Below are 20,378 nucleotides of genomic sequence, written 5' to 3' on the forward strand. Positions count from 1 at the left end.
TATCAATTCGATTTCAGAGAAATGGGAATCCCCGCCACCACGAGAGTTGCCGACTCACTGGCCTCGGCGACCCGCGCATTGAGCCGACCCAGCATGTCGCGGAACAACCGCCCCGACGCACTCGCCGGCACCACACCACTGCCCACCTCGTTGCTGACCGCGACCACGGGGACCCGGGCCTGCCGCCACGCATCGAGGAGATCGTCGATGTCGGCGTCGACGGCAGCGGAATTCTCTGTGTTCCACACGTCGTGGAGGTCGAGTCGTGCCGTGAGCCAGGTTCCGAGACAGTCGACGAGCAGGGGTTCGTCCGCGTCCCGCAGTACCTTCGCCACGTCCGGGGTCTCGATCGTCGACCACGATTTCGGTCGTCTCTCCCGATGCAGTGCAACACGTTCCGCCCACTCCGCGTCACCCTCTCGTGTCCCGCCGGTGGCGACGTAGGTGACGGACGGGCAGGACGCGAGTAGTTCCTCGGCGTGCCGCGACTTGCCCGACCGCACTCCCCCGAGAACCAGCGTCCGATGCGGCACGACCGGAGTCCCTTCACCCACGTGGACCACCTCACCGTCACGACCGGGACGAGCATCCACCTGCTGCAGACGATTCCGCAGTTCGTCGATGGGCGGATTGTGGTGACCCAGATGCACTGCGACCACCTCGGTGTTCTCGGTGACGGCACCGACACCGCGCAGACCATCCACCATCGCGCCGAACTCGGGCAGGCCGAGGTGACCCTCGGACAATTCGGAACGGTCGCCGAAGGTTTCCTCGAGGAATACCGCGTCGAACCGGGCGTCGCGCACGGCCTCGAACCACTCGGCGAGCCACATCCCGGTGTCGCACGCCCACAGCAACCGCGACCCGCCGGGGCCCGACAGGTCGTACAGCACCGCGTCGCCGTCGCGGAAGACCTTGTGCCGTGCGGGAAGAACGCGCACCGAGTAGTCGCCGACGGTGAGCGAGTCCCCCGGCTCGACCGGCACGAAACGCACCGGCGCGTCGGGAGCCACCCAGGGTCTACAGGTGTCGAGCGCGTCGGCGGGACCTATCACATCGAGTTCGACGCCGGCGGCCACCCACGACCGGAACAACAATGCCTGCGGGCCCAGATGGTCTGCATGGGCGTGGGTCAGGAGGATATGCCGCACCTGCGCCAGCGACCTGCCGTGCCGCACGGCCGCGCGGGGCGCCTCCGGACCGCAGTCGAGCATCAGCACATCGTCGACGAGTGCCGCGGTCTGCCCGCGGATCTCGCCGCGACGGGCGGCATCCGCGCAGGATGCACACGTGCAGAACGGGTTCGGCCACCCGTCCGCCGCGCCGGTTCCCAGGAGCACGACCTCCATCAGTGGTCCTTCGTGCTGTCGCGGAGCGGGAGGACGGCGCGACCCGCCGGGCGGTCGAGGATCTCGACGCGGGCGCCGTAGACCTGCGCGATGCGTTCGGCGGTGAGGACGTCGTCGGGCGCTCCGTCGGCGACGACGTGCCCGCGATCGAGCAGTACGAGCCGTTCCCCGTATTGGGCGGCGGAGGTCAGGTCGTGCATCGCGGCGATGACGGTGAGGTCGCCTTCGGTGCGCATCGAATCGACGAGTTCGAGTACCTGCTGCTGGTGTCCGATGTCGAGTGCGCTGGTGGGTTCGTCGAGGAGCAGCACCCGGGGTTGCTGGGCGAGAGCGCGTGCGAGCACGACGCGCTGCAGCTCACCGCCGGACAGTTCGGTCGCGAGTCGCGGTGCGAACGCTTCGAGCTCGAGCCGTTCTACGATCCGGTCCACCACCTCGCGGTCGTGCGCGGTCTCGGATCCGAAGCGCGGGATGTGCGGGGTGCGGCCGAGATGGATCAGTTCCCTGACGGTGACACCTTCCGGCACCACGGGGCGTTGCGGCATCAGCGCGACCGCGCGTGCCATGTCCCGACGTCCGGCGCGCCCCGGCACGATGTCGGCGACCTGCAGGTGACCGGTGGCCGGCACGAGACCGGCGAGGACGTGCAGCAGGGTGGTCTTGCCCGACCCGTTGGGCCCGACCAGCGATAGCCAGGAGCCGGCGGTGACGTTCAGGTCGATCCCGTGCAGCACCTCGACGCCACCGCGTTCGGCGCTGAGCTGCCGGCACGACACCGTCATGGTCGGGGTGGTGAGAACATCGCTCTTCATCGGACACCTCGGCTCCGTCTGAGCACGACGAGGAAGAAGGGCGCCCCGATCGCCGCGGTGACGACACCGATCGGCAGTTCGGCGGGCGACATGACGGTGCGGGCCAGGACGTCCGCGAGGACGAGGAAGGACGCACCCACCAGCAGCGACAGCGGCAGCAGGAGACGGTGGCCGGGTCCGGCGAGCAGCCGGACCGCGTGGGGGACGACGATGCCGACGAACCCGATGAGACCGCTCGCCGAGACGACGGCCGCGGTTCCGAGGGTCGCGACGCAGACGAGCAGCAGCCGCACGCGCGCCGGGTTGATCCCGAGGCTCGCGGCTTCGACGTCGCCGACCGCCATGACATCGAGTGTGCGCCGATGCAGCGCGATGATCGCGACGGTGACCACGACGTACGGCAGGACCACGACGACGTCGGACCAACCGTCGGTGGACAGGCGGCCGAGCATCCACGAGTACACCTGCCGCAGGGTGTCGTCGTGCAGCTGCATGAAGAACGTCTGGATCGCGTTGGCGAAGGCCGCGACGGCGACACCGGCGAGGATGATGACGACTTCCGAGCGGCTGCCGCCGACGGTGCGGCCGAGCGAATACGTCGCGCCGACGGCGAGCAGGCCCCCGGCGAAGGCCGCGATCGGGACACCGGCGAACCCGGCCGCGCCGCCCACGACGATGGCGAGGGTGGCACCGAGACCGGCGCCGCTGGAGACCCCGAGCAGATAGGGATCGGCGAGCGGATTGCGGAAGACCCCTTGGTAGGCCGCACCGGCGATGGCCAGCATCGCACCGACCAGCACCCCGAGCACGACGCGCGGCATCCGGATGTTCCACAGGATCGCCTGCTGACGCGTGCTCAACCCGGAGTCGGCGTCGACGAGCGGCAGGCGGTCGGCGATGTCGAGCAGCACCCCGCCCGTGGTGAGACCGGCGGGCCCGACGAGGATCCCGACCAGCATCGCGGCGAACAGGGCGAGCACGGCGCCGGTCAGCACGAGCACGTTGCGCGGCAGTACCCGCGCACCACCGGGTGGCAGTGCGCGGGTGTTGCCTCGCGACACGGAGATCAAGGCGTGGGCTGGACCGCGGGGATGGTGCCGACGATCCGGGCGACCTCACGCATCAGGTCCACGACGCGCGGCCCCCAGCGACTGGCGATGTCCTCGTCGAGGACGTAGACCTGGCCGTCCCGGACAGCGGTGAGCTCGCCCCATCCGGCACGTTCCGCGACGACCTCGGGCGTGACGCCGCAGCACTGGCCGTCGGCCAGGAAGATCACGTCGGGGTTCTGTTCGAGGACGTACTCGGCGGACAGCTGCGGGTAGCCGTCGCCGCCGGTCGCGATCGAGGTCAGCCCCAGCATCGAGTAGATCTCGCCGATGTAGGTGTCGTCGGTGACGGTGTAGAAGGTGTTGTCGAGCTCGTGGTAGTAGGTCAGCGGGGTCTCACGCTCCGGGAGGCCCACGAGAATCTCGTCGATGTCCGTCTTCATCTGCGCCACGAGTTCGGCGGCGTCGCCGACGTGTCCGGTGACGGCTCCCAGCTGCTCGATCTGGGCGTAGGTGTCGTCCAGGTTCTCGGCCGCGGGAAGGACCAGCGTCTCGACACCGGCCTGCTCGAGCCCGGCGACGAGATCGGCGGTATCGGCGTTGGCGACGACCAGGTCGGGTTCGTAGCCGAGGATCGCCTCGACGTTGGGGGTGTACCCCGACAGATCGGTGACGGGCGCGTCGGCCGGATAATCGGATCGGTCGTCGACCGCGACCACCTGGTCGCCGGCACCGACGGCGTAGAGCATCTCCGTGCTGGTGGGGCTCAGCGACACGATGGCCTGCGGGACGTCCGCGGAGGTGGTGTCGGTGTCACCGGACGGTGACGAATCGTCGCTGCTCGAGCACCCTACGGCGAGGAGCGCGAAAGCGGTCAGTCCCGCGGCGAGCAGCCGTCGGTGGTTGTCGAGTGGCACAGCCATCCTCCGTTGTTCGGAGGACGAAAACAGCACGGCTGCAACAGGCGGTTGCGGCACGCCACCGTCCTTCGTCCGAGGACCAGTACGTACGGACCCTCCGCGCCGGCCGACCTGGCTCACCCTGTACCGGGACTTACAGTTGCGGGACAGCGCCGGAATCTCACCGGCTTCACCGAAAACGCAGCGGGTGCCCTACCGGATCGGCAGGACACCCGCAGCGTAGCTCACGGCGTCCCAGGTCAGGACAGCGCCTGCTGGAGATCCTCGAGCAGATCCTCGGGATCCTCGAGGCCCACGGACAGTCGCACCACGCCGTCGGACAAACCGATCGCGGCCCGGCCCTCCGGTCCCATCGCCCGGTGGGTGGTGGTCGCCGGGTGGGTGATGAGCGACTTGGAGTCGCCGAGATTGTTCGAGATGTCGACGATGCGCAGCTTGTTCAGCAGCTCGAAGGCACGCTTCTTGCCCTCGCCCTCGGGGGCGTCGAGCTCCAACGTGATGATCGTGCCACCGCCACTCATCTGCGACTTCGCGAGTTCGTACTGCGGGTGCGACTCGAGATACGGGTACTTGACCCAGCGCACCGCATCCTGCGATTCGAGGAACTGCGCGATGCGCAGCGCCGAATCGACCGAGGCGCGCAACCGCACCGGCATGGTCTCGAGACCCTTGAGCAGCGTCCACGCGTTGAACGGGCTCAGCGACGGCCCGGTGTGGCGGATGAGCTTCTGCACCGGCCCGTCGATGTAGTCGGCGGGTCCGAGGATCGCTCCGCCGAGCACGCGGCCCTGACCGTCGATGTGTTTGGTGCCGGAGTAGACGACGATGTCGGCACCGAGATCGAGGCTGCGCTGCAGCAGCGGGGTGGCGAAGACGTTGTCCAGCACCACCTTCGCGCCCGCCGCATGCGCCATCTCGGAGACGCGACGCACGTCGACGAGGGTCTGCATGGGGTTCGAGGGGGTCTCGAAGAAGACCGCGGTGGTGGGCACCGACAGTGCCTTCTCCCACTGGTCGAGATCCTCGCCGTCGACGAACACCGTCTCCACGCCCCAGCGGGGCAGAATCTCGTTGCACACGACGAAGCACGAACCGAAGAGGCTGCGTGCCGCGACGAGACGGTCGCCCTTGCCGAGCAACGCGGCGAGCGCGGTGAACACCGCGGACATGCCGGACGCGGTGGCGTACGCCCCCTCGGCACCGTCGAGCAGGCGCAGGCGCTCCTCGAACATCTTCACCGTGGGGTTGCCGTAGCGGGAGTAGACGAAATGGTCGACGTCGCCGGTGAAAGCGGCCTCGGCGGCCTCGGCCGACTCGTAGACGAACCCGGAGTTGAGGTAAAGGGCCTCGGAGGTCTCCTCGAAACCGGATCGGAGGGTGCCGCCGCGCACGCCGAGCGTGGCGGGGCGAACGGTGGCGGGCAGCGCCTTGTCGAACGCGCCGCCCTGGGGGATGGAACTCACGACTGCCTCCACGGCAGGCCCGCGGCCCGCCAGCCCTCGGCACCGCGATGGCTTTCGCCGTCGAGAGCGCCTTCGAATCCTTCGAGAACGTTGTAGGCGGGGGTCAGGCCCGCAGCGGTGGCGGCCGTGGCCGCTCCGATGGAGCGCTGCCCCGAGCGACACAGGAAGATCACCGGTCCGCTGCCGATACCCGCTGCCCTCAGATCCTCGACGAAGTTCGGGTTGGGGGCGCCGTCGGGGTAACGAACCCACTCGACGAACACGGTCCGGCGACCGAGCGACGAGGTCTCGGGGACCCCGACGTATTTCCACTCGGCTTCGGTACGCACATCGACGAGCACGGCATCCGGATCACCTTGCAGCAGGTCCCATGCCTGCTGCGGCGTCATATCACCTGCGTAGCTCACCGGGACATATTTTCACAGGTCGGACTGTGACGTACACGCGGGCACCGCTTCGTATACGCACGGCGACACGTCAGAACCGGCAGATCCGCCACACGTCGTCGATGCGGACGACCTGCCACGTCTCGGTCTGCGTCTCCCCGTCGAGGCCGGTCCGGACGTCGACGGTGGCCCGATCGCCGTCCACGGCGATGTTCTGCGTGGCCTGCAGCTCCACGCGTCCCTCGACGTCCGCGAGCGGTGCTTCCTCGGCGGGCAGATCGCTGCACCGCAGCCGGTCGAGGATCGGTCCGTCGTTCTCGTTGTGCGCGGAGACGTAGTCGGTGACGGCGCGGCGCACCATCTCGTCCTCGGTGAGGTCGTCGCCCGCCGGGGAGAAGAGCTGGGCGCCGAAGACGACGAGGACGAGCACCACCAGGACCGCGAGGGCTCCGAGGAAAGGCCCTATGCTGCTACTGGTGGGACCGTCGGGATCCGGGCCGGGATCGGGTTCGGGTTCGGGGGCTCCGCGCTTGGCCATGCGCCCGATCCTAGTGGGCGCGAGGTCGCAGCCCGTCACGACCGCATTTGCCCTAAAAACCCTCTCGAGGTAGGAATTGTCGCATGGCCACCACGCAGCTCGTTCGACGCCTCGCCGTCGACCTGTGTCGTATGGGTGCCCACATGTGTTGTCGCTGAAGCGATTCGCTCGACGGCTCGATTCATCCTCCTTCGCCGTCATCCCCGCGCGACCTGCGCCGAGCCCACTGAGGGCAGCCTTAATTTAAGCTGGATATGTCCGTCCGCACACCGAAGAGGTAGTTGATCCCCTGATGACCGATCAGACTCGTCCCCTTCGCGTCGCGATCGTGGGTGCCGGCCCTGCCGGTATCTACGCCGCCGACGCACTCATGAAGTCCGACACTGCGCAGGATCCCGGGGTCAGCATCGACCTGTTCGAGCGCATGCCGGCGCCGTTCGGTCTGATCCGCTACGGTGTCGCGCCCGACCACCCGCGTATCAAGGGCATCATCACCGCCCTGCACAAGGTGCTCGACAAGCCGCAGATCCGCCTGCTCGGCAATCTCGACTACGGCAGCGACTTCAACCTCGACGACCTGCAGCGTTTCTACGATGCGGTGATCTTCTCGACCGGCGCGAACGCGGACCGCGCGCTGAACATCCCCGGCATCGATCTCGACGGCAGCTACGGCGCCGCCGACTTCGTGTCCTGGTACGACGGTCACCCCGACGTGCCGCGCACCTGGCCGCTCGAGGCGGAGAAGGTCGCCGTCCTCGGTGTCGGCAACGTCGCGCTCGACGTCGCCCGCGTGCTCGCCAAGACCGGCGACGAGCTGCTGCCGACGGAGATTCCGCCGAACGTCTACGAGGGTCTGAAGAACAACAAGGCCGTCGAGGTGCACGTCTTCGGTCGCCGTGGTCCGGCGCAGGCCAAGTTCACGCCGCTCGAGCTGCGCGAACTCGACCACTCCCCGACCATCGAGGTCATCGTCGACCCCGAGGACATCGACTACGACGAAGGCTCCGAGCAGGCACGTCGCAACTCCAAGCAGGTCGACATGGTCGCCAACACCCTGCAGGACTGGGCGATCCGCGATGTGGGCAACCGCCCGCACAAGCTGTTCCTGCACTTCTTCGAGTCCCCGCACGAGATCCTCGGCGAGGACGGCAAGGTCGTCGGTCTGCGCACCGAGCGCACCGAGCTCGACGGCACCGGCAACGTGCGCGGCACCGGCAAGTTCAACGACTGGGAGGTCCAGGCCGTCTACCGCGCGGTCGGCTACCTGTCGCAGAACATCGCCAAGCTGCCCTTCGACGAGCAGGCCGGCACCGTGCCGAACGAGGCCGGACGTGTGCTCGCCGACGAAAGCGCCGAGGGTCCCGACCGGTTCATGCCGCACACCTACGTCACCGGCTGGATCAAGCGCGGCCCCGTCGGCCTGATCGGCCACACCAAGGGCGACGCGAACGAGACCGTCGCGAACCTGCTCGAGGACCGGGCCGCCGGCCGTCTGAACACCCCCGAGGATCCGTCCGAGGACGCGATCGTGAAGTTCCTCGAGGACAAGCAGCTGCCGTACACCACCTGGCAGGGCTGGTACCGCCTCGATGCGCACGAGCGCAGCCTCGGTGAGGCCGAGGGCCGCGAGCGCGTGAAGGTCGTCGAGCGCGAGGACATGTTCCGCGCGAGCGAGCCGCACAAGGCGTGACAGCAGCCTGAACTGCACGAACGACGAGGGACCCATCCGCGCGGATGGGTCCCTCCTCGCTTTCGGGTCTGCTCGGCTTTCCGGGTGCGCTCAGGTGAACAGGACGGCGCCCAGCCACACCGACGCCGCGACGAGTCCGCCGAACAGTTCGACGAGGATCGACAACGCGACCGCCTTGGTCGCCGCGACCGTCGAGACCCACGCGTCGCGGTGGGTGCGATGCCGCTGCACCTCCGACAGGTACATGCCGAGCAGGAAGCCCAGGAACAGCCCGACGACGGGGACGACGAAGAACCCGACGATGCCGAGCAGACCGGCGAGGATCAACGAGCGGTTCGGCACCCCGGCCTGCTGCAGTCGCTTGCCGGGCCAGGTGTACTTCACGATGCCGGTGACCAGCAGCGCCACCGCCGCGACGCCCAGCACGATCCATGCGGTGGTGCCTCCCGTGAGGAACGCCCATACGGCGATCGCGCCGAAGATCAGCAGGACGCCGGGCAGGACCGGCAGCACGATCCCGAGCAGGCCGACGAGGATCGCCAGCCCGACGAGCAGTTCGCCGCCGGCACTCACGGCGCCACCGAGCGGGTCGAGCGGGCGGAAGACAGCGGAGTACCGGGACGCGGTGGCAGCATGGTGGGACTATATGTGCCACCGGTCCACGCCCCCGGGAGGACGCGATGAGCAGTACCAGGCCTCACAGCAGCCCGAAGAGTGCATCGGACGCCGCAGCCGCCGCGGTGCGCGGCGACGTCCGGTACTTCACGACGCCCGGTGTCGATCCCGCCGAGGCGGTGGAGTGGCAGCGCCGCGACGCGCGGATCGTCCACCACGGCACCGGTCGTGTCGTCTTCGAGCAAACCGATGTGGAGTTTCCTGCCTTCTGGTCGCAGAACGCCACCGACATCGTCACGCAGAAGTACTTCCGCGGGCAGCTCGGACACCCGGATCGTGAGCACTCGTTGCGCGACGTGATCGCGCGCATCGTCGACACGATCACGGCGTGGGGGCACACCGACGGTCATCTCGACGATCCGGAGGCGTTCGCCGCCGAGCTGACCTATCTGCTGATCCACCAGCGGGCCTCGTTCAACAGTCCCGTCTGGTTCAACATCGGGGTGCCGAACACTCCGCAGCAGGCCAGCGCGTGTTTCATTCTGTCGGTCGACGACAGCATCGACTCGATCCTCGAGTGGTACCGGCAGGAAGCGGTGATCTTCAAGGGCGGGTCGGGCGCCGGGGTGAACCTCTCCCGGATCCGCTCGTCGGCCGAACCGCTGACCGGTGGCGGAAGCGCATCGGGGCCGGTCAGCTTCATGCGCGGCGCCGACGCCTCCGCCGGCACCATCAAGTCCGGCGGCAAGACCCGGCGGGCCGCGAAGATGGTGATCCTCGACGTCGACCATCCCGACATCGAGGAGTTCGTCGACTGCAAGGCGATCGAGGAACGCAAGGCGCGGGTGCTCGCCGAGGCCGGTTTCGACATGGGTCTCGACGGCACCGACATCCATTCGGTGCAGTACCAGAACGCGAACAACTCGGTGCGCGTGACCGACGAGTTCATGCACGCGGTGGTGGCCGACGCCGAGTGGCCGCTGCGTACCGTGACGACCGGCGAGACGGTCCGGACTGTCCGCGCGCGAGAGTTGTTGCAGCGCACCGCCGCCGCCACCTGGGAGTGCGCCGACCCGGGCATCCAGTACGACACGACGATCAATGCCTGGCACACCGCCTCCGCGACCGGCCGGATCAACGCGTCGAATCCCTGCTCGGAGTACATGCATCTCGACGATTCGGCCTGCAACCTCGCGAGCCTGAATCTGCTGACCTTCCTGCGCGAGGACGGCACCTTCGACGTCGACGGTTTCCGTCACTCCGTGGCGGTGATGCTCACCGCGCAGGAAATCCTCGTCGGCCGCGCCGACTACCCCACCGAGCGGATCGGTGAGACGTCGCGGCGGTTCCGGCAGCTCGGGCTCGGTTACGCCAACCTCGGTGCGCTGCTCATGGCTTCGGGCCTGCCCTACGACAGCGAGGCCGGACGCGCGACGGCTGCGGCGATCACCGCCCTGATGACCGGTCACGCCTACGCCGTGTCGGCGGACATGGCGAGGCGCCTCGGACCGTTCGACGGTTTCGACGAGAACCGCGCGCCGATGCTCGACGTGCTGGGTAAGCATCGTGGCGCACTCGATGACATCGACGCCGATCTCGCACCGGCCGACGTGCTCGATGCGGCACGACAGGCGTGGGACCGCGCCGTGGCCGACGGCTCTGCCCACGGTGTGCGCAACAGCCAGGTCAGCGTGCTCGCACCGACCGGCACGATCGGGCTCGCGATGGATTGCGACACCACCGGGATCGAACCGGATCTGGCGTTGGTGAAGACCAAGAAGCTCGTCGGCGGCGGCAGCCTCACGATCGTCAATCGCAGTGTGCCGCGCGCACTGTCGCGTCTGGGTTACAGCCCGTCGGAGGTCGCCGATATCGTGGCGCACCTCGATCTGCATCACGATCTCGCCGGTGCGCCGCACGTGCGCGACGAGCACGCACCGGTGTTCGCGACGTCCATGGGCGACAACGTCATCTCGCCGCGCGGCCACGTCGCGATGATGGCCGCGGTGCAGCCCTTCCTGTCGGGTGCGATCTCCAAGACGGTGAACCTGCCCGAGTCCGCGACCGTCGACGACATCGCCGACATGTATGTCGACGCGTGGCGCCTGGGCGTGAAGGCCCTTGCGATCTACCGTGACAACTGCAAACTGGGACAACCGTTGTCGACGGCGTCGCGCCCTGCTGTCGCAGAAGCGGCTCCGTCCACGGCGCCTCGCCGCGAGCGGCTCCCGCGCACCCGCACTTCTCGGACGTTCGAGTTCCGGGTGGCGGACTGCAAGGGCTTCGTCACGATCGGTGAGTACGACGACGGGCGTCCCGGCGAGATGTTCCTGCGCGTGTCCAAACAGGGCTCGACGCTCGCCGGCATCATGGACGCCTTCTCGATGTCGGTCAGTTACGGTCTGCAGTACGGGGTCCCGTTGCGCACCTTCGTCCGGGCCTTCACGAGTACGCGTTTCGAGCCGGCCGGGATCACCGACGATCCGGATCTGCGGATCGCCACGTCGATCCTCGACTACATCTTCCGGCGACTGGCGATCGACTATCTCGAACCCGACGAGCGCGCCGAACTGGGCATCCTCACCGGCGCCGAGCGTTCGGTGCCCGACACCCCCACGCTCACTCCGTACACGAGCACGCCGCCGGTGCGTGAGCCCGATCCGCCGGCGACCGCGCCGCGGGGCACGCACAGCACGAGCAGCGCGAGCACGTCCTTCCCGGGTGGTCTCGCTGCTCCGTCACCGTCGAATCCGGACGCGCCGTACTGCATGCAGTGCGGAGTGAAGATGCAACGGGCCGGGTCGTGCCACGCCTGCCCGTCCTGTGGGAACACCAGCGGCTGCAGTTGAGGTGATGCGTCCATACTGGCGGGATGGTCCTGGGAGTCGACACCGAACTGACACTGACGGCCGCGGGTGCGGTCTTCCTCCTTGCGCTCGCTCTCGGCGTGTGGAAGTACCGGCAGATGGCGACGTCCGACGACCACCTCGCGCACCCGTACGTCGACATCGCCCACCGATCGGCCCTGATGTATTCCTTCGCGACGCTGCTGGTCGCGGTGTTCGTCGAGCTCAGCGCGTGGCCCACCGCAGTGAACCTCGCCGCGGCCGCGGTGATCGTGGTGTTCTTCGTCGGCGCGATCGCGAGCTATGTCGTGCACGGTGCGCTGCGCGACACCACGAATCAGTTCGCGCATCCGGTGCGCGGGACGGGTCCGGCGATGGCCGCGCTGATCGTCGGTGAGATGGGTGGCTTCGCGGTACTGTTCGCCGGCTTCCTGTGGGGTGCCTTCGCAAGCTGAGGCCGCGTCAGGTGCGGTGTTCGAGCAACGACAGGACGTTGCCGTGCGGGTCGCGGAACCATGCGACTCGCATACCGTCGGGTGCCGTCCACGCGTCGTGGTCGTCCTGATCCATGCCGTTGTACCGGATGAACTCCACGCCGTGCTCGCGCAGTCGTTCGACGGTGCCGTCCAGATCGGATACCCGCCAGCCCAGCACGGTGTAGCCGGTCTCCTCGCGCGACTGCACGAGGGTCACCCGGACCGGTGCGCCGCCGCCTCCGTCGAGGACGAGCGCGAAGGGGTCGCGGGAGAGCTTCCGGAAGCGCAGGGTGTCGACGTAGAACATCTCCGAGACGTCGAGGTCGGTGCTCGGGACGAAGCTCACGAGTTGGCCGGTGATCGTCATACGTCCACTGTGCTCCGGAGCGCCCGAGTGCGACAGCGGATTCGGCGGATTCACGCCCCCACCTCGGCGATCCGGCGACTAGGCTCTCGATCATGAGTACTTCGGAGATCGCTACGGTCCTGGCCTGGCACGACGCTGTGAACAGCAACGACATCGACACGCTCGTGCAGTTGTCGAGCGACGACATCGTGCTCCCCACCCCCGACGACGATCCCGACCAAGGACTCGACGAACTGCGCGAGTGGGCGACGACGGCAGGGGTCACGCTGCAGCCGGGCCGCCTGTTCGTCCACCACGGAATCGTGGTGGTCGAGGAGACGGTGACCTGGGCGTCCGATCCGGGTCCTCGCGACGAGGCGATCGCCTTCCGGGTGGTCGACGACCAGGTGGTCACCGTCGTCCGCCACGCCGATCTCGGCGAGGCCTTCGAGGCGACCGGACTGAGCGAGGCCGACCTCTACGAGGAGTGATCCACTCCCGACGACCGGAACCCCAGCAACCGGAGCCATATTCTGAACGCTCGCTAAGGTACTCTCCGTTGCGACAGTCCCTACACATCGGAGCGAGGTTCGTCGAGTGTCCGCTGAAGCTGTTGAGAAGAAGGGTCCGCTCGCGGGTGTCCGCGTCGTCGAGTTCAAGGGTCTCGGTCCCGGCCCGCACGCCGCGACCCTGCTCGCCGATCTCGGCGCCGATGTCGTCATCGTGCAGCGCCCCGGCGAGATCCCGCCGGAGGGACAGCGCGATCCGATTCAGCGCAACCGTCGCATCGTCGAGGCCAACCTCAAGGATCCCGCCGACATCGAGAAGGTCCTGACCCTGCTCGAGCGCGCCGACGTCCTCATCGAGGGCTTCCGTCCCGGCGTCACCGAACGACTCGGCCTCGGACCGGACGTGGTCCTCGAGCGCAACCCGCGCATCGTCTACGGCCGCATGACCGGCTGGGGCCAGGAGGGCCCGCTCGCCAACGCCGCCGGCCACGACATCAACTACATCTCCCTCACCGGCGTCCTGCACGCCATCGGCCGCCAGGGCGAGCGTCCGGTGCCGCCGCTGAACATGGTCGGCGACTTCGGTGGCGGTTCGATGTTCCTCGTCTTCGGCATCCTGTCCGCCCTCGTCGAGCGTCAGACCTCCGGCAAGGGCCAGGTCGTGGACGCGGCGATGGTCGACGGCGCCCTCGCTCTCTCGCACATGATGTGGGCGTTCCGCGGTCGCGGCGCGTGGTCGGACGAGCGCGGCGTCAACATGCTCGACACCGGCGCCCCGTTCTACGAGGTCTACGAGACCAAGGACGGCAAGTACATGGCCGTCGGTTCCATCGAGCCGCAGTTCTACGCGCTGCTGCTGCAGGGCCTCGAGCTCGATCCGGCCGACCTGCCGCACCAGCTCGACACTTCCCGCTGGGCGGAGATGAAGAAGATCTTCACCGACAAATTCCTGTCGAAGACCCGCGACGAGTGGACCGAGATCTTCCTCGGTACCGATGCCTGCGTCTCCCCGGTCCTCACCTGGGCCGAGGCGGAGAAGAACGAGCATCTCGTCGCACGCGGGTCGCTGATCGAGATCGACGGCGTCGTGCAGCACGCACCGGCGCCGCGCTTCTCCCGCACCCCCGCCGGCGAGCCGGTCGGTCCGGCGGCCGAGGCCACCGACATCGACACCCTCTGGGTCTGATCCGGCAGCCCGAGCCCGCCGACGCTCCGACGATCGTCCTGGCGCACAGGATCAGACGACGAGCCGCGCCTCGTCGGGTGTGCGCCCGGAGGCGACCTGCTCGTAGGCGGCGGCCATCGCCTCGACGGCGTCGTCGAGGACCTCGACATCCTGCGTGTACGGCAGGCGCACGAAATGTTCGAACGCGCCCTGCACACCGAAGCGCGGACCGGCGGAGAGCAGCACACCGTGGGACGGCGCGGCGGCAGCCAGCGAGGTCGACACCGGCTCGGGCATCCGTGCCCACAACGACATCCCGCCCTGGCCCGGCGTGTACTCCCAGTCGGGCAATCGCCGGTCCAAGGCTGCGCACAGCGCACGGCGTCGTTCCCTCAACGCGGCGCGGCGACGTTCGAGCAGTTCGTCGACTTCGGAGAGCAGATGCGCGGCCGCGAGCTGTTCCATGACAGGCGTGCCCAGGTCGACCGCGGTCCGTGCCCCGGCCAGCCGGACGATCGTGTCGCGGTCGGCGCGGATCCATCCCACCCGCAGGCCACCCCACAGCGACTTCGCCGTCGAACCCACCGTCACCACCGACGCGCCGGCAGGCATGGCTGCGACGGGAGGCGGCGGCGGGGCGTCGAGCCAGAGATCGACCATCGACTCGTCGACGACGAGCGTGGTCCGCGTATCGCGCATGATGCGGGCCAGTTCGGCGCGGCCGTCCTCGTCGAGGCACAGGCCAGTGGGGTTGTGGAAGTCGGGGACGAGGAAGGCGGTGCGCGCCGCGGTCTGCCGGACGGCACTGGCGACACCGTCGAGATCCCAGCCGCCGTGCGGGCCGTTCTCCGGGCGCACCGGAACCGGCACCGGGCGCGCGCCGTAGCGGCGGATCGCTTCGAGCGCATTGGGATAGGTGGGGTGGTCGACGACCACCCGGTCGCCGGGGTCGTCGAGCACACCGAGCAGCAGGCGCATCGCGTGCTGCGCCCCGGAGGTGACCATGATCTGGTCGGGCGAGGTGGGCAGTCCACGCTCGCGGTAGCGGCGCGCGATGACCTCGCGCAGCACCGACACCCCTATCGGTTCCATGCCGTGCGAGTCCAGATAGGTCGACATCGACCGCAGCGCCGCGGCATACGCCGCTTCGATCTCCGCTGCCGGCGCGGGCAGCGAGGCGTTGCTCAGATCGATCGCCGGGCCGATCGGCATCCGGGACCCGGTGTTCTCCGCGCCCCGGCGAGCGGGCACGGCGACCGTGCTGCGGGCACCCTGCCGACTGCGCAGATAGCCTTCTTCCCGCAGCGCCGCATAGGCGGACGCGACGGTGGTGCGGCTCACCGACAGCGCCGCGGCGAGTTCGCGCTCGCTGGGCAGGGCGACCCCGAGCGGGACGCGGCCGTCGTGCACGAGCAGGCGGATGCTGTCCGCGAGCGCCCGGTAGGCGGGTCTGGGATCGGGGCGAGCGGAGCGACGGGGATGCGACTGCCCCGAATCCTGCCAGTTCCCGAGGTCGCGGACGAGCGACACGGCTCCGATCGCTCGAGTGATCACCGATCCAGTATGCCCCGCATCGCGCGGGCGGGATCAGGCCGGTGGATCGAGCACCTGACGGAACAGGACCGTCCCTCGCGAGTCGAGCAACTCCACCCGCATCTGCTTCGTCGCGCCGTCGATGAACACCTCACCGAAGTGCTGATATCCGTCCATCGGCGAGGTGTTCGCCGCCGGGGGCGCGTGCACGAAGATGGCCTCGGGACCGAACGTCCCGTCCAGCTCGTTGGGTCCGAAAGCACCGGCGTTGAGCGGTCCCGAGACGAACTCCCAGAACTCGTCGAAGTCGGTGAACGAGGCGCGGTCCGGCGAATAGTGATGCGCGGCCGTGTAGTGCACGTCGGCGGTCAACCACACGGTGCCGGTGATCCTGCGCGCCTCGACCGCCGACAGGACCCGCGCGATCTCCGATTCCCGGCCCGAGGGAGCGCCGTTGTCCCCGTTCGCGATTCCTTCGAAGGCCGTATCGCCGTCGGGTACGACCAGGCCGATCGGCAGGTCGGCGGCGATGATCTTCCAGGTGGCGGTCGAACGGGTGAGTTCGTCGATGAGCCACTGCGTCTGCGCGCTGCCGAGCACCTGCCCCGCCGCGCCGACGTTGGTGCCGTTGGCGTCCTTGTAGGTCCGCATGTCGAGTACGAAGACGTCGAGCAGCGGTCCGTACCGCACGACCCGGTGGATGCGTCCGTCGACGGCCTCCGCCGGATCGAGCGGGAGCCACTCGTGGAAGGCACGGAAAGCCCGTTCCGCCAGGACGTCCACGTTCTTCTCGGTGTACTGCTCGAGATCCAGGATCTCACCCGCGTACCAGTTGTTGACGGTCTCGTGGTCGTCCCACTGCACGATCTGCGCGACGGAGGAGTTGAACCGCCGATAGTTCTCGTCCATGAGGTTGTAGGCGTACTGGCCGCGGTACTCGTCGAGGGTCTGCGCCACAGCACTCTTGGCCTCGGTGACGATGTTGCGCCAGATCCGGCCGTCCGGCAGCTCGACGGTCTCCTTCAGCGGGTTGTCGGCGTACACGACGTCGCCGGAATGCACGAACAGGTGCGGGTCGCGACGGGCCATCGTGTCGAAGATCGTCATCCCACCGATGTCGGGATTGATACCGAAGCCCTGACCGGCGGTGTCGCCGGACCACTGCAGCCTGATGTCGCCGGGTGCGGTCGGGGCGGTGCGGAACAGACCCGTCACCGGCTCGGACGTGGCGCCGTCCTCGCCTTCGAGGACGACACGATAGTGCACCTGCTCGCCGGCCGGCAGTCCCGTCAGCCGCAGTCGGCCGGTTCCGTCCGTCTCGGGCGTCAGCAGACCACCCACGTGCCGGACGGGATCGGTGAAGGATTCGGTGGCCGCCGTCTCCACGACGAGCCGCGCCGGTCGATCCGAGCGCGCCCACACGAGCGCCCCGTCGGCCCGCACATCGCCGGTGGCCACACCGTGGGTGAGGATCGGCCGCTCACGGACGAGGCTCGGCGTTGCAACGGAACTTCCCGACGAGCACGCCACCGCCGGAGCCGCGAGGGCTCCGAGCGCGACGGTGCGCAGCAGGGTTCGACGGGACACGTACATGGTTCTCCCCGGGGTCCGACGGACTGTGCGGGACGAGCGTGCACAGTCCGTGCGAACCGTCGGTGAACATGCAGTGAGGGATCGGCGCCCGTCCGACGACGAATCGGCGCGGGCCGGGAACTACCCCGTCAGCGGATGACGTCGCGTCGGACGATCGTCTCGTCGCGGCCCGGCCCCACACCGATGCAGGAGATGTAGGCGCCGGAGAGCTCCTCGAGACGCAGCACGTAGTTCTGCGCGTTCTTCGGCAGCTCCTCGAAGGTGCGGGCGTGGGTGATGTCCTCCCACCAGCCCGGCATCTCCTCGTAGATCGGCTTGGCGTGGTGCACGTCGGTCTGCGTCATCGGCATCTCGTCGATACGCACACCGTCGACCTCGTAGCCGACGCAGATCGGCACGGTGTCGAGACCCGACAGCACGTCGAGCTTGGTGAGGAAGTAGTCGGTGATGCCGTTGACGCGGGTCGCGTAGCGGGCGATGACGGCGTCGAACCATCCCGTGCGGCGGGCGCGACCGGTGGTGACACCGACCTCTCCACCCTGCTTGGCGAGGTAGGCGCCGTGGTCGTCGAACAGCTCGGTCGGGAACGGACCCGAGCCGACGCGGGTGGTGTAGGCCTTGAGGATGCCCAGCACCGTCGAGATCTTCGCCGGGCCGATACCCGAACCGACAGCGGCGCCGCCGGCGGTGGGGTTGGACGACGTCACGTACGGATAGGTGCCGTGGTCGACATCGAGCAGCGTTCCCTGCGAACCCTCGAGGAGGATCGTGTCGCCGCGCTCGAGCGCCTTGTTCAGTTCGAGGCGCGTATCGGTGATGCGGTGCTTGAAACCCTCGGCCTGGGTGAGGACCTCGTCGACCACCTGCTGCGGGTCGAGCGCCTTGCGGTTGTAGATCTTGACGAGCACCTGGTTCTTGAATTCCAGTGCGGCCTCGACCTTCTGGGTGAAGATCTTCTCGTCGAGCACGTCGGCGACCCGCACGCCCACGCGGGCGATCTTGTCCTGGTAGCAGGGGCCGATACCGCGTCCGGTGGTGCCGATCTTCTTCTTGCCGAGGAAGCGTTCGGTGACCTTGTCGATGGCCACGTGGTACGGCATGATCAGGTGCGCATCGGCCGAGAGCAGCAGACGGGACGTGTCGACGTCGCGCTTCTCGAGGCCTTCGAGCTCGGTGAGCAGCACACCCGGATCCACCACGACACCGTTGCCGATGACGTTGTTGACGCCGGGCGTCAGGATGCCCGACGGGATCAGGTGCAGGGCGAACTTGTCGCCGTTGGGCAGCACGACCGTGTGACCGGCGTTGTTGCCGCCCTGGTAGCGCACGACCCACTGCAGACGTCCGCCGAGTAGATCGGTAGCTTTGCCCTTGCCCTCGTCGCCCCACTGGGCTCCGATCAGGACGATTGCCGGCATGTCGCGCTCTCCTCAGGCAGGTGTCTACGTGCGGGCGGTCTCGCCTGCAGGGTCCTGCCCAACCGGGCAGCAGCCGGGACCACAGTGTAGTCCACCCTCCGACGAGCGCGAATGACGGGACTGCAGAAGCGCCGGAGCTGCGGCGCGCGGTGGCGGGTCGCCGCCGCCCTCCCCCACCGCCTTCCCATTACAGTGGACGCAGCCGAGAGCCCGACGAACCCGACCCCTCGAGGAGACCCGTTGACCCCGGTAGTGCTCAGATGCGGTGACGTGCCATTGCCGTTGGCGCTGACCCCCGTGACCGCACTGTCTGCGCCTGCCCTCCCCGAGAAGGACGACTTCGAGGACGTCTTCGCGCATCTCGAGTCGGTGGAGGACCCTCGTCTGATCCTCGTAGGCAACGACGCGGCGTTCGCCGCGACCGTCACCCGGCTGATGCGCACCGAACGCCTCGACCTGGAGGTCGCGTACGTCCCGGAGACACGAACCCCGGCCACGGAGGCGTACGGGTTGCGGACGGGGTCGAAGGCCGCCACCGTCGCCCTGCAGGGGGTCGCGAAGCCGTTGCCGCTCATCCGCGACGACGCCGGTATCGCCCTCGTCGGCCGTGCGCTGCTGTGCGGTGAGAACGGCGATGCGCTCGTCGGGGAGGCCTACGTCGATGACACCCGCCTGTTCTCCGGCACGGTGCCCGGCATCCGCGTCGAACCCACACCCGCGATGCCCGGTCTGCGGGCCGCGATCGACCGGCCGCGCTGGTTCGGCGGCTACAAGTGGCTGACGGGCCGGGCCATGCAGTTGGGTTCCCCCGCCGCAGTCGTCACCCGCGACGGGGTCGCGAACCCCCGGGCTCTCAAGCGGTCGACCTTCTACCGGCACGACAAGAAGTGGAAGCTCGTCCGCTGAAACCTATCTTCAGCCGACGTTGACCCCTGTCGGCTCAGCCGACGTTGACCCCTGTCGGGCTCAGCCGACGTTGACCCCTGTCGGGCTCAGCCGACGTTGACGCCGTAGTCCCGTGCGATGCCCGCCAGACCGGAGGCGTAGCCCTGGCCGATGGCGCGGAACTTCCACTCGCCACCGTGGCGGTACAGCTCACCGAAGACCATCGCGGTCTCGGTGGACGCATCCTCGGTGAGGTCGTAGCGGGCGAGTTCCCGGCCGTCGGCGCGGTCGACGACGCGGATGAACGCGTTGCGCACCTGACCGAACGACTGGCCCCGCGCGTCGGCGTCGTGGATCGACACCGGGAAGACGATCGACTTGACCTCCGCGGGAACAGCGACGAGGTCGACGTTCACGCTCTCGTCGTCGCCCTCGCCCTCACCGGTGAGGTTGTCGCCGGTGTGCTCGACGGAGCCGTCCGGCGAACGCAGGTTGTTGTAGAAGACGAAATGCTGGTCGGACAGGACCTTGCCGTTCTCGCTCGTCAGCAGTGCACTGGCGTCGAGATCGAAGTCCGCGCCGGTCGTCGCGCGCACGTCCCAGCCGAGACCCACCGTCACCGCCGTCAGGTTCGGAGCCTCCTTCGACAGCGAAACGTTGCCGCCCTTGGCCAAGCTCACACCCATACCGAATCCTCTCGCTCGATGATCGTTGCCTACCGCCACCCTAGTGAAGACCGGACGAGTCGGGCAGGGACGTGTGATGGCCGTCCCGCGGGGGTAGCC

The 20,378-nt window shown here is 68.4% G+C and carries 19 protein-coding genes and 1 riboswitch; of the genes, 6 read left to right on the forward strand and 13 right to left on the reverse strand.

Translation table 11 applies throughout. From position 1 onward, the window contains the following. Positions 1–2: 2 nt before the first annotated feature. The 7 genes from cobU to BO226_RS15470 all read right to left on the reverse strand — a co-directional run bounded on the left by cobU (position 3) and on the right by BO226_RS15470 (position 6,517). Positions 3–1,349, reverse strand: a complete 1,347-nt coding sequence (gene cobU / locus BO226_RS15440) for a bifunctional adenosylcobinamide kinase/adenosylcobinamide-phosphate guanylyltransferase (protein WP_071935590.1) — start codon at positions 1,347–1,349, stop codon at positions 3–5. After that, on the reverse strand, positions 1,349–2,161 hold the full coding sequence (locus tag BO226_RS15445) for an ABC transporter ATP-binding protein (RefSeq protein WP_071935591.1): 813 nt from the start codon (positions 2,159–2,161) through the stop codon (positions 1,349–1,351). The genes cobU and BO226_RS15445 overlap by 1 nt, the downstream gene beginning before the upstream one ends. Then, complete coding sequence (locus tag BO226_RS15450; protein WP_232238135.1) at positions 2,158–3,120, reverse strand: FecCD family ABC transporter permease; 963 nt, start codon at positions 3,118–3,120, stop codon at positions 2,158–2,160. The genes BO226_RS15445 and BO226_RS15450 overlap by 4 nt, the downstream gene beginning before the upstream one ends. Before the next feature lie 107 nt (positions 3,121–3,227). Further along, the gene (locus BO226_RS15455) at positions 3,228–4,133 is read right to left on the reverse strand and encodes an ABC transporter substrate-binding protein (RefSeq protein ID WP_387396748.1); all 906 of its coding nucleotides are present in this window, start codon (positions 4,131–4,133) and stop codon (positions 3,228–3,230) included. Between the two features lie 84 nt (positions 4,134–4,217). Continuing rightward, positions 4,218–4,345: riboswitch (cobalamin riboswitch) on the reverse strand. 24 nt (positions 4,346–4,369) lie between these two features. Continuing rightward, complete coding sequence (locus tag BO226_RS15460) at positions 4,370–5,593, reverse strand: O-succinylhomoserine sulfhydrylase (protein WP_006552928.1); 1,224 nt, start codon at positions 5,591–5,593, stop codon at positions 4,370–4,372. Next, complete coding sequence (locus BO226_RS15465; RefSeq protein WP_198040556.1) at positions 5,590–6,000, reverse strand: rhodanese-like domain-containing protein; 411 nt, start codon at positions 5,998–6,000, stop codon at positions 5,590–5,592. Before BO226_RS15465 ends, BO226_RS15460 begins: the two co-directional genes overlap by 4 nt. 70 nt (positions 6,001–6,070) lie before the next feature. Continuing rightward, positions 6,071–6,517 carry an Rv0361 family membrane protein gene (locus tag BO226_RS15470; RefSeq protein ID WP_006552930.1) on the reverse strand — a complete coding sequence of 149 codons (447 nt, stop codon included), beginning with the start codon at positions 6,515–6,517 and terminating at the stop codon, positions 6,071–6,073. Between the two features lie 292 nt (positions 6,518–6,809). Here BO226_RS15470 and BO226_RS15475 point away from each other — a divergent pair, with 292 nt between their 5' ends. Continuing rightward, positions 6,810–8,207 (forward strand): FAD-dependent oxidoreductase, encoded by a 1,398-nt coding sequence (locus BO226_RS15475; protein WP_006552931.1) that lies wholly within the window; start codon positions 6,810–6,812, stop codon positions 8,205–8,207. 90 nt (positions 8,208–8,297) lie between these two features. Here BO226_RS15475 and BO226_RS15480 read toward each other — a convergent pair whose 3' ends face one another. Continuing rightward, a complete protein-coding gene (locus BO226_RS15480; RefSeq protein WP_006552932.1) occupies positions 8,298–8,780 on the reverse strand; it encodes a DUF456 domain-containing protein in 483 nt (160 codons plus the stop codon). Between the two features lie 107 nt (positions 8,781–8,887). Between BO226_RS15480 and BO226_RS15485 the strand changes: the two genes are divergently transcribed. Next, positions 8,888–11,671: a vitamin B12-dependent ribonucleotide reductase gene (locus BO226_RS15485; protein WP_232237963.1), complete on the forward strand. Its 2,784-nt coding sequence runs from the start codon at positions 8,888–8,890 to the stop codon at positions 11,669–11,671. A 23-nt stretch (positions 11,672–11,694) separates the two neighbouring features. Beyond that, positions 11,695–12,123 (forward strand): hypothetical protein, encoded by a 429-nt coding sequence (locus tag BO226_RS15490; protein ID WP_016933753.1) that lies wholly within the window; start codon positions 11,695–11,697, stop codon positions 12,121–12,123. A gap of 7 nt (positions 12,124–12,130) precedes the next feature. Here the strand turns inward: BO226_RS15490 and BO226_RS15495 are convergent, their stop codons facing one another. After that, complete coding sequence (locus BO226_RS15495; RefSeq protein ID WP_006552935.1) at positions 12,131–12,511, reverse strand: VOC family protein; 381 nt, start codon at positions 12,509–12,511, stop codon at positions 12,131–12,133. Between the two features lie 92 nt (positions 12,512–12,603). Between BO226_RS15495 and BO226_RS15500 the strand changes: the two genes are divergently transcribed. Together BO226_RS15500 and BO226_RS15505 are read left to right on the forward strand one after the other, a co-directional pair. Continuing rightward, the gene (locus BO226_RS15500; protein ID WP_037217988.1) at positions 12,604–12,981 is read left to right on the forward strand and encodes a nuclear transport factor 2 family protein; all 378 of its coding nucleotides are present in this window, start codon (positions 12,604–12,606) and stop codon (positions 12,979–12,981) included. Positions 12,982–13,087: 106 nt separating this feature from the next. After that, positions 13,088–14,185, forward strand: coding sequence for a CaiB/BaiF CoA transferase family protein (locus BO226_RS15505; RefSeq protein WP_019291085.1), 1,098 nt, complete (start codon positions 13,088–13,090; stop codon positions 14,183–14,185). 51 nt (positions 14,186–14,236) lie between these two features. Here BO226_RS15505 and yczR read toward each other — a convergent pair whose 3' ends face one another. The 3 genes from yczR to BO226_RS15520 form a co-directional block, all read right to left on the reverse strand. Continuing rightward, a complete protein-coding gene (gene yczR, locus BO226_RS15510) occupies positions 14,237–15,718 on the reverse strand; it encodes a MocR-like transcription factor YczR (protein ID WP_071935594.1) in 1,482 nt (493 codons plus the stop codon). Between the two features lie 33 nt (positions 15,719–15,751). Further along, positions 15,752–17,290, reverse strand: coding sequence for an alkaline phosphatase D family protein (locus BO226_RS15515; protein ID WP_071935595.1), 1,539 nt, complete (start codon positions 17,288–17,290; stop codon positions 15,752–15,754). Between the two features lie 128 nt (positions 17,291–17,418). Beyond that, positions 17,419–18,708, reverse strand: a complete 1,290-nt coding sequence (locus tag BO226_RS15520; RefSeq protein WP_071935596.1) for an adenylosuccinate synthase — start codon at positions 18,706–18,708, stop codon at positions 17,419–17,421. A gap of 252 nt (positions 18,709–18,960) precedes the next feature. Between BO226_RS15520 and BO226_RS15525 the strand changes: the two genes are divergently transcribed. Beyond that, entirely contained in the window at positions 18,961–19,614 is a 654-nt protein-coding gene (locus BO226_RS15525) for a hypothetical protein (protein ID WP_024101848.1), read from the forward strand. 86 nt (positions 19,615–19,700) lie between these two features. Here the strand turns inward: BO226_RS15525 and BO226_RS15530 are convergent, their stop codons facing one another. Continuing rightward, positions 19,701–20,279 carry a TerD family protein gene (locus BO226_RS15530; protein ID WP_006552942.1) on the reverse strand — a complete coding sequence of 193 codons (579 nt, stop codon included), beginning with the start codon at positions 20,277–20,279 and terminating at the stop codon, positions 19,701–19,703. Positions 20,280–20,378: the final 99 nt, after the last annotated feature.

Origin of the sequence: Rhodococcus sp. 2G, assembly GCF_001886355.1 — a bacterium.
Classification (GTDB): Bacteria; Actinomycetota; Actinomycetes; order Mycobacteriales; family Mycobacteriaceae; genus Rhodococcus; species Rhodococcus pyridinivorans.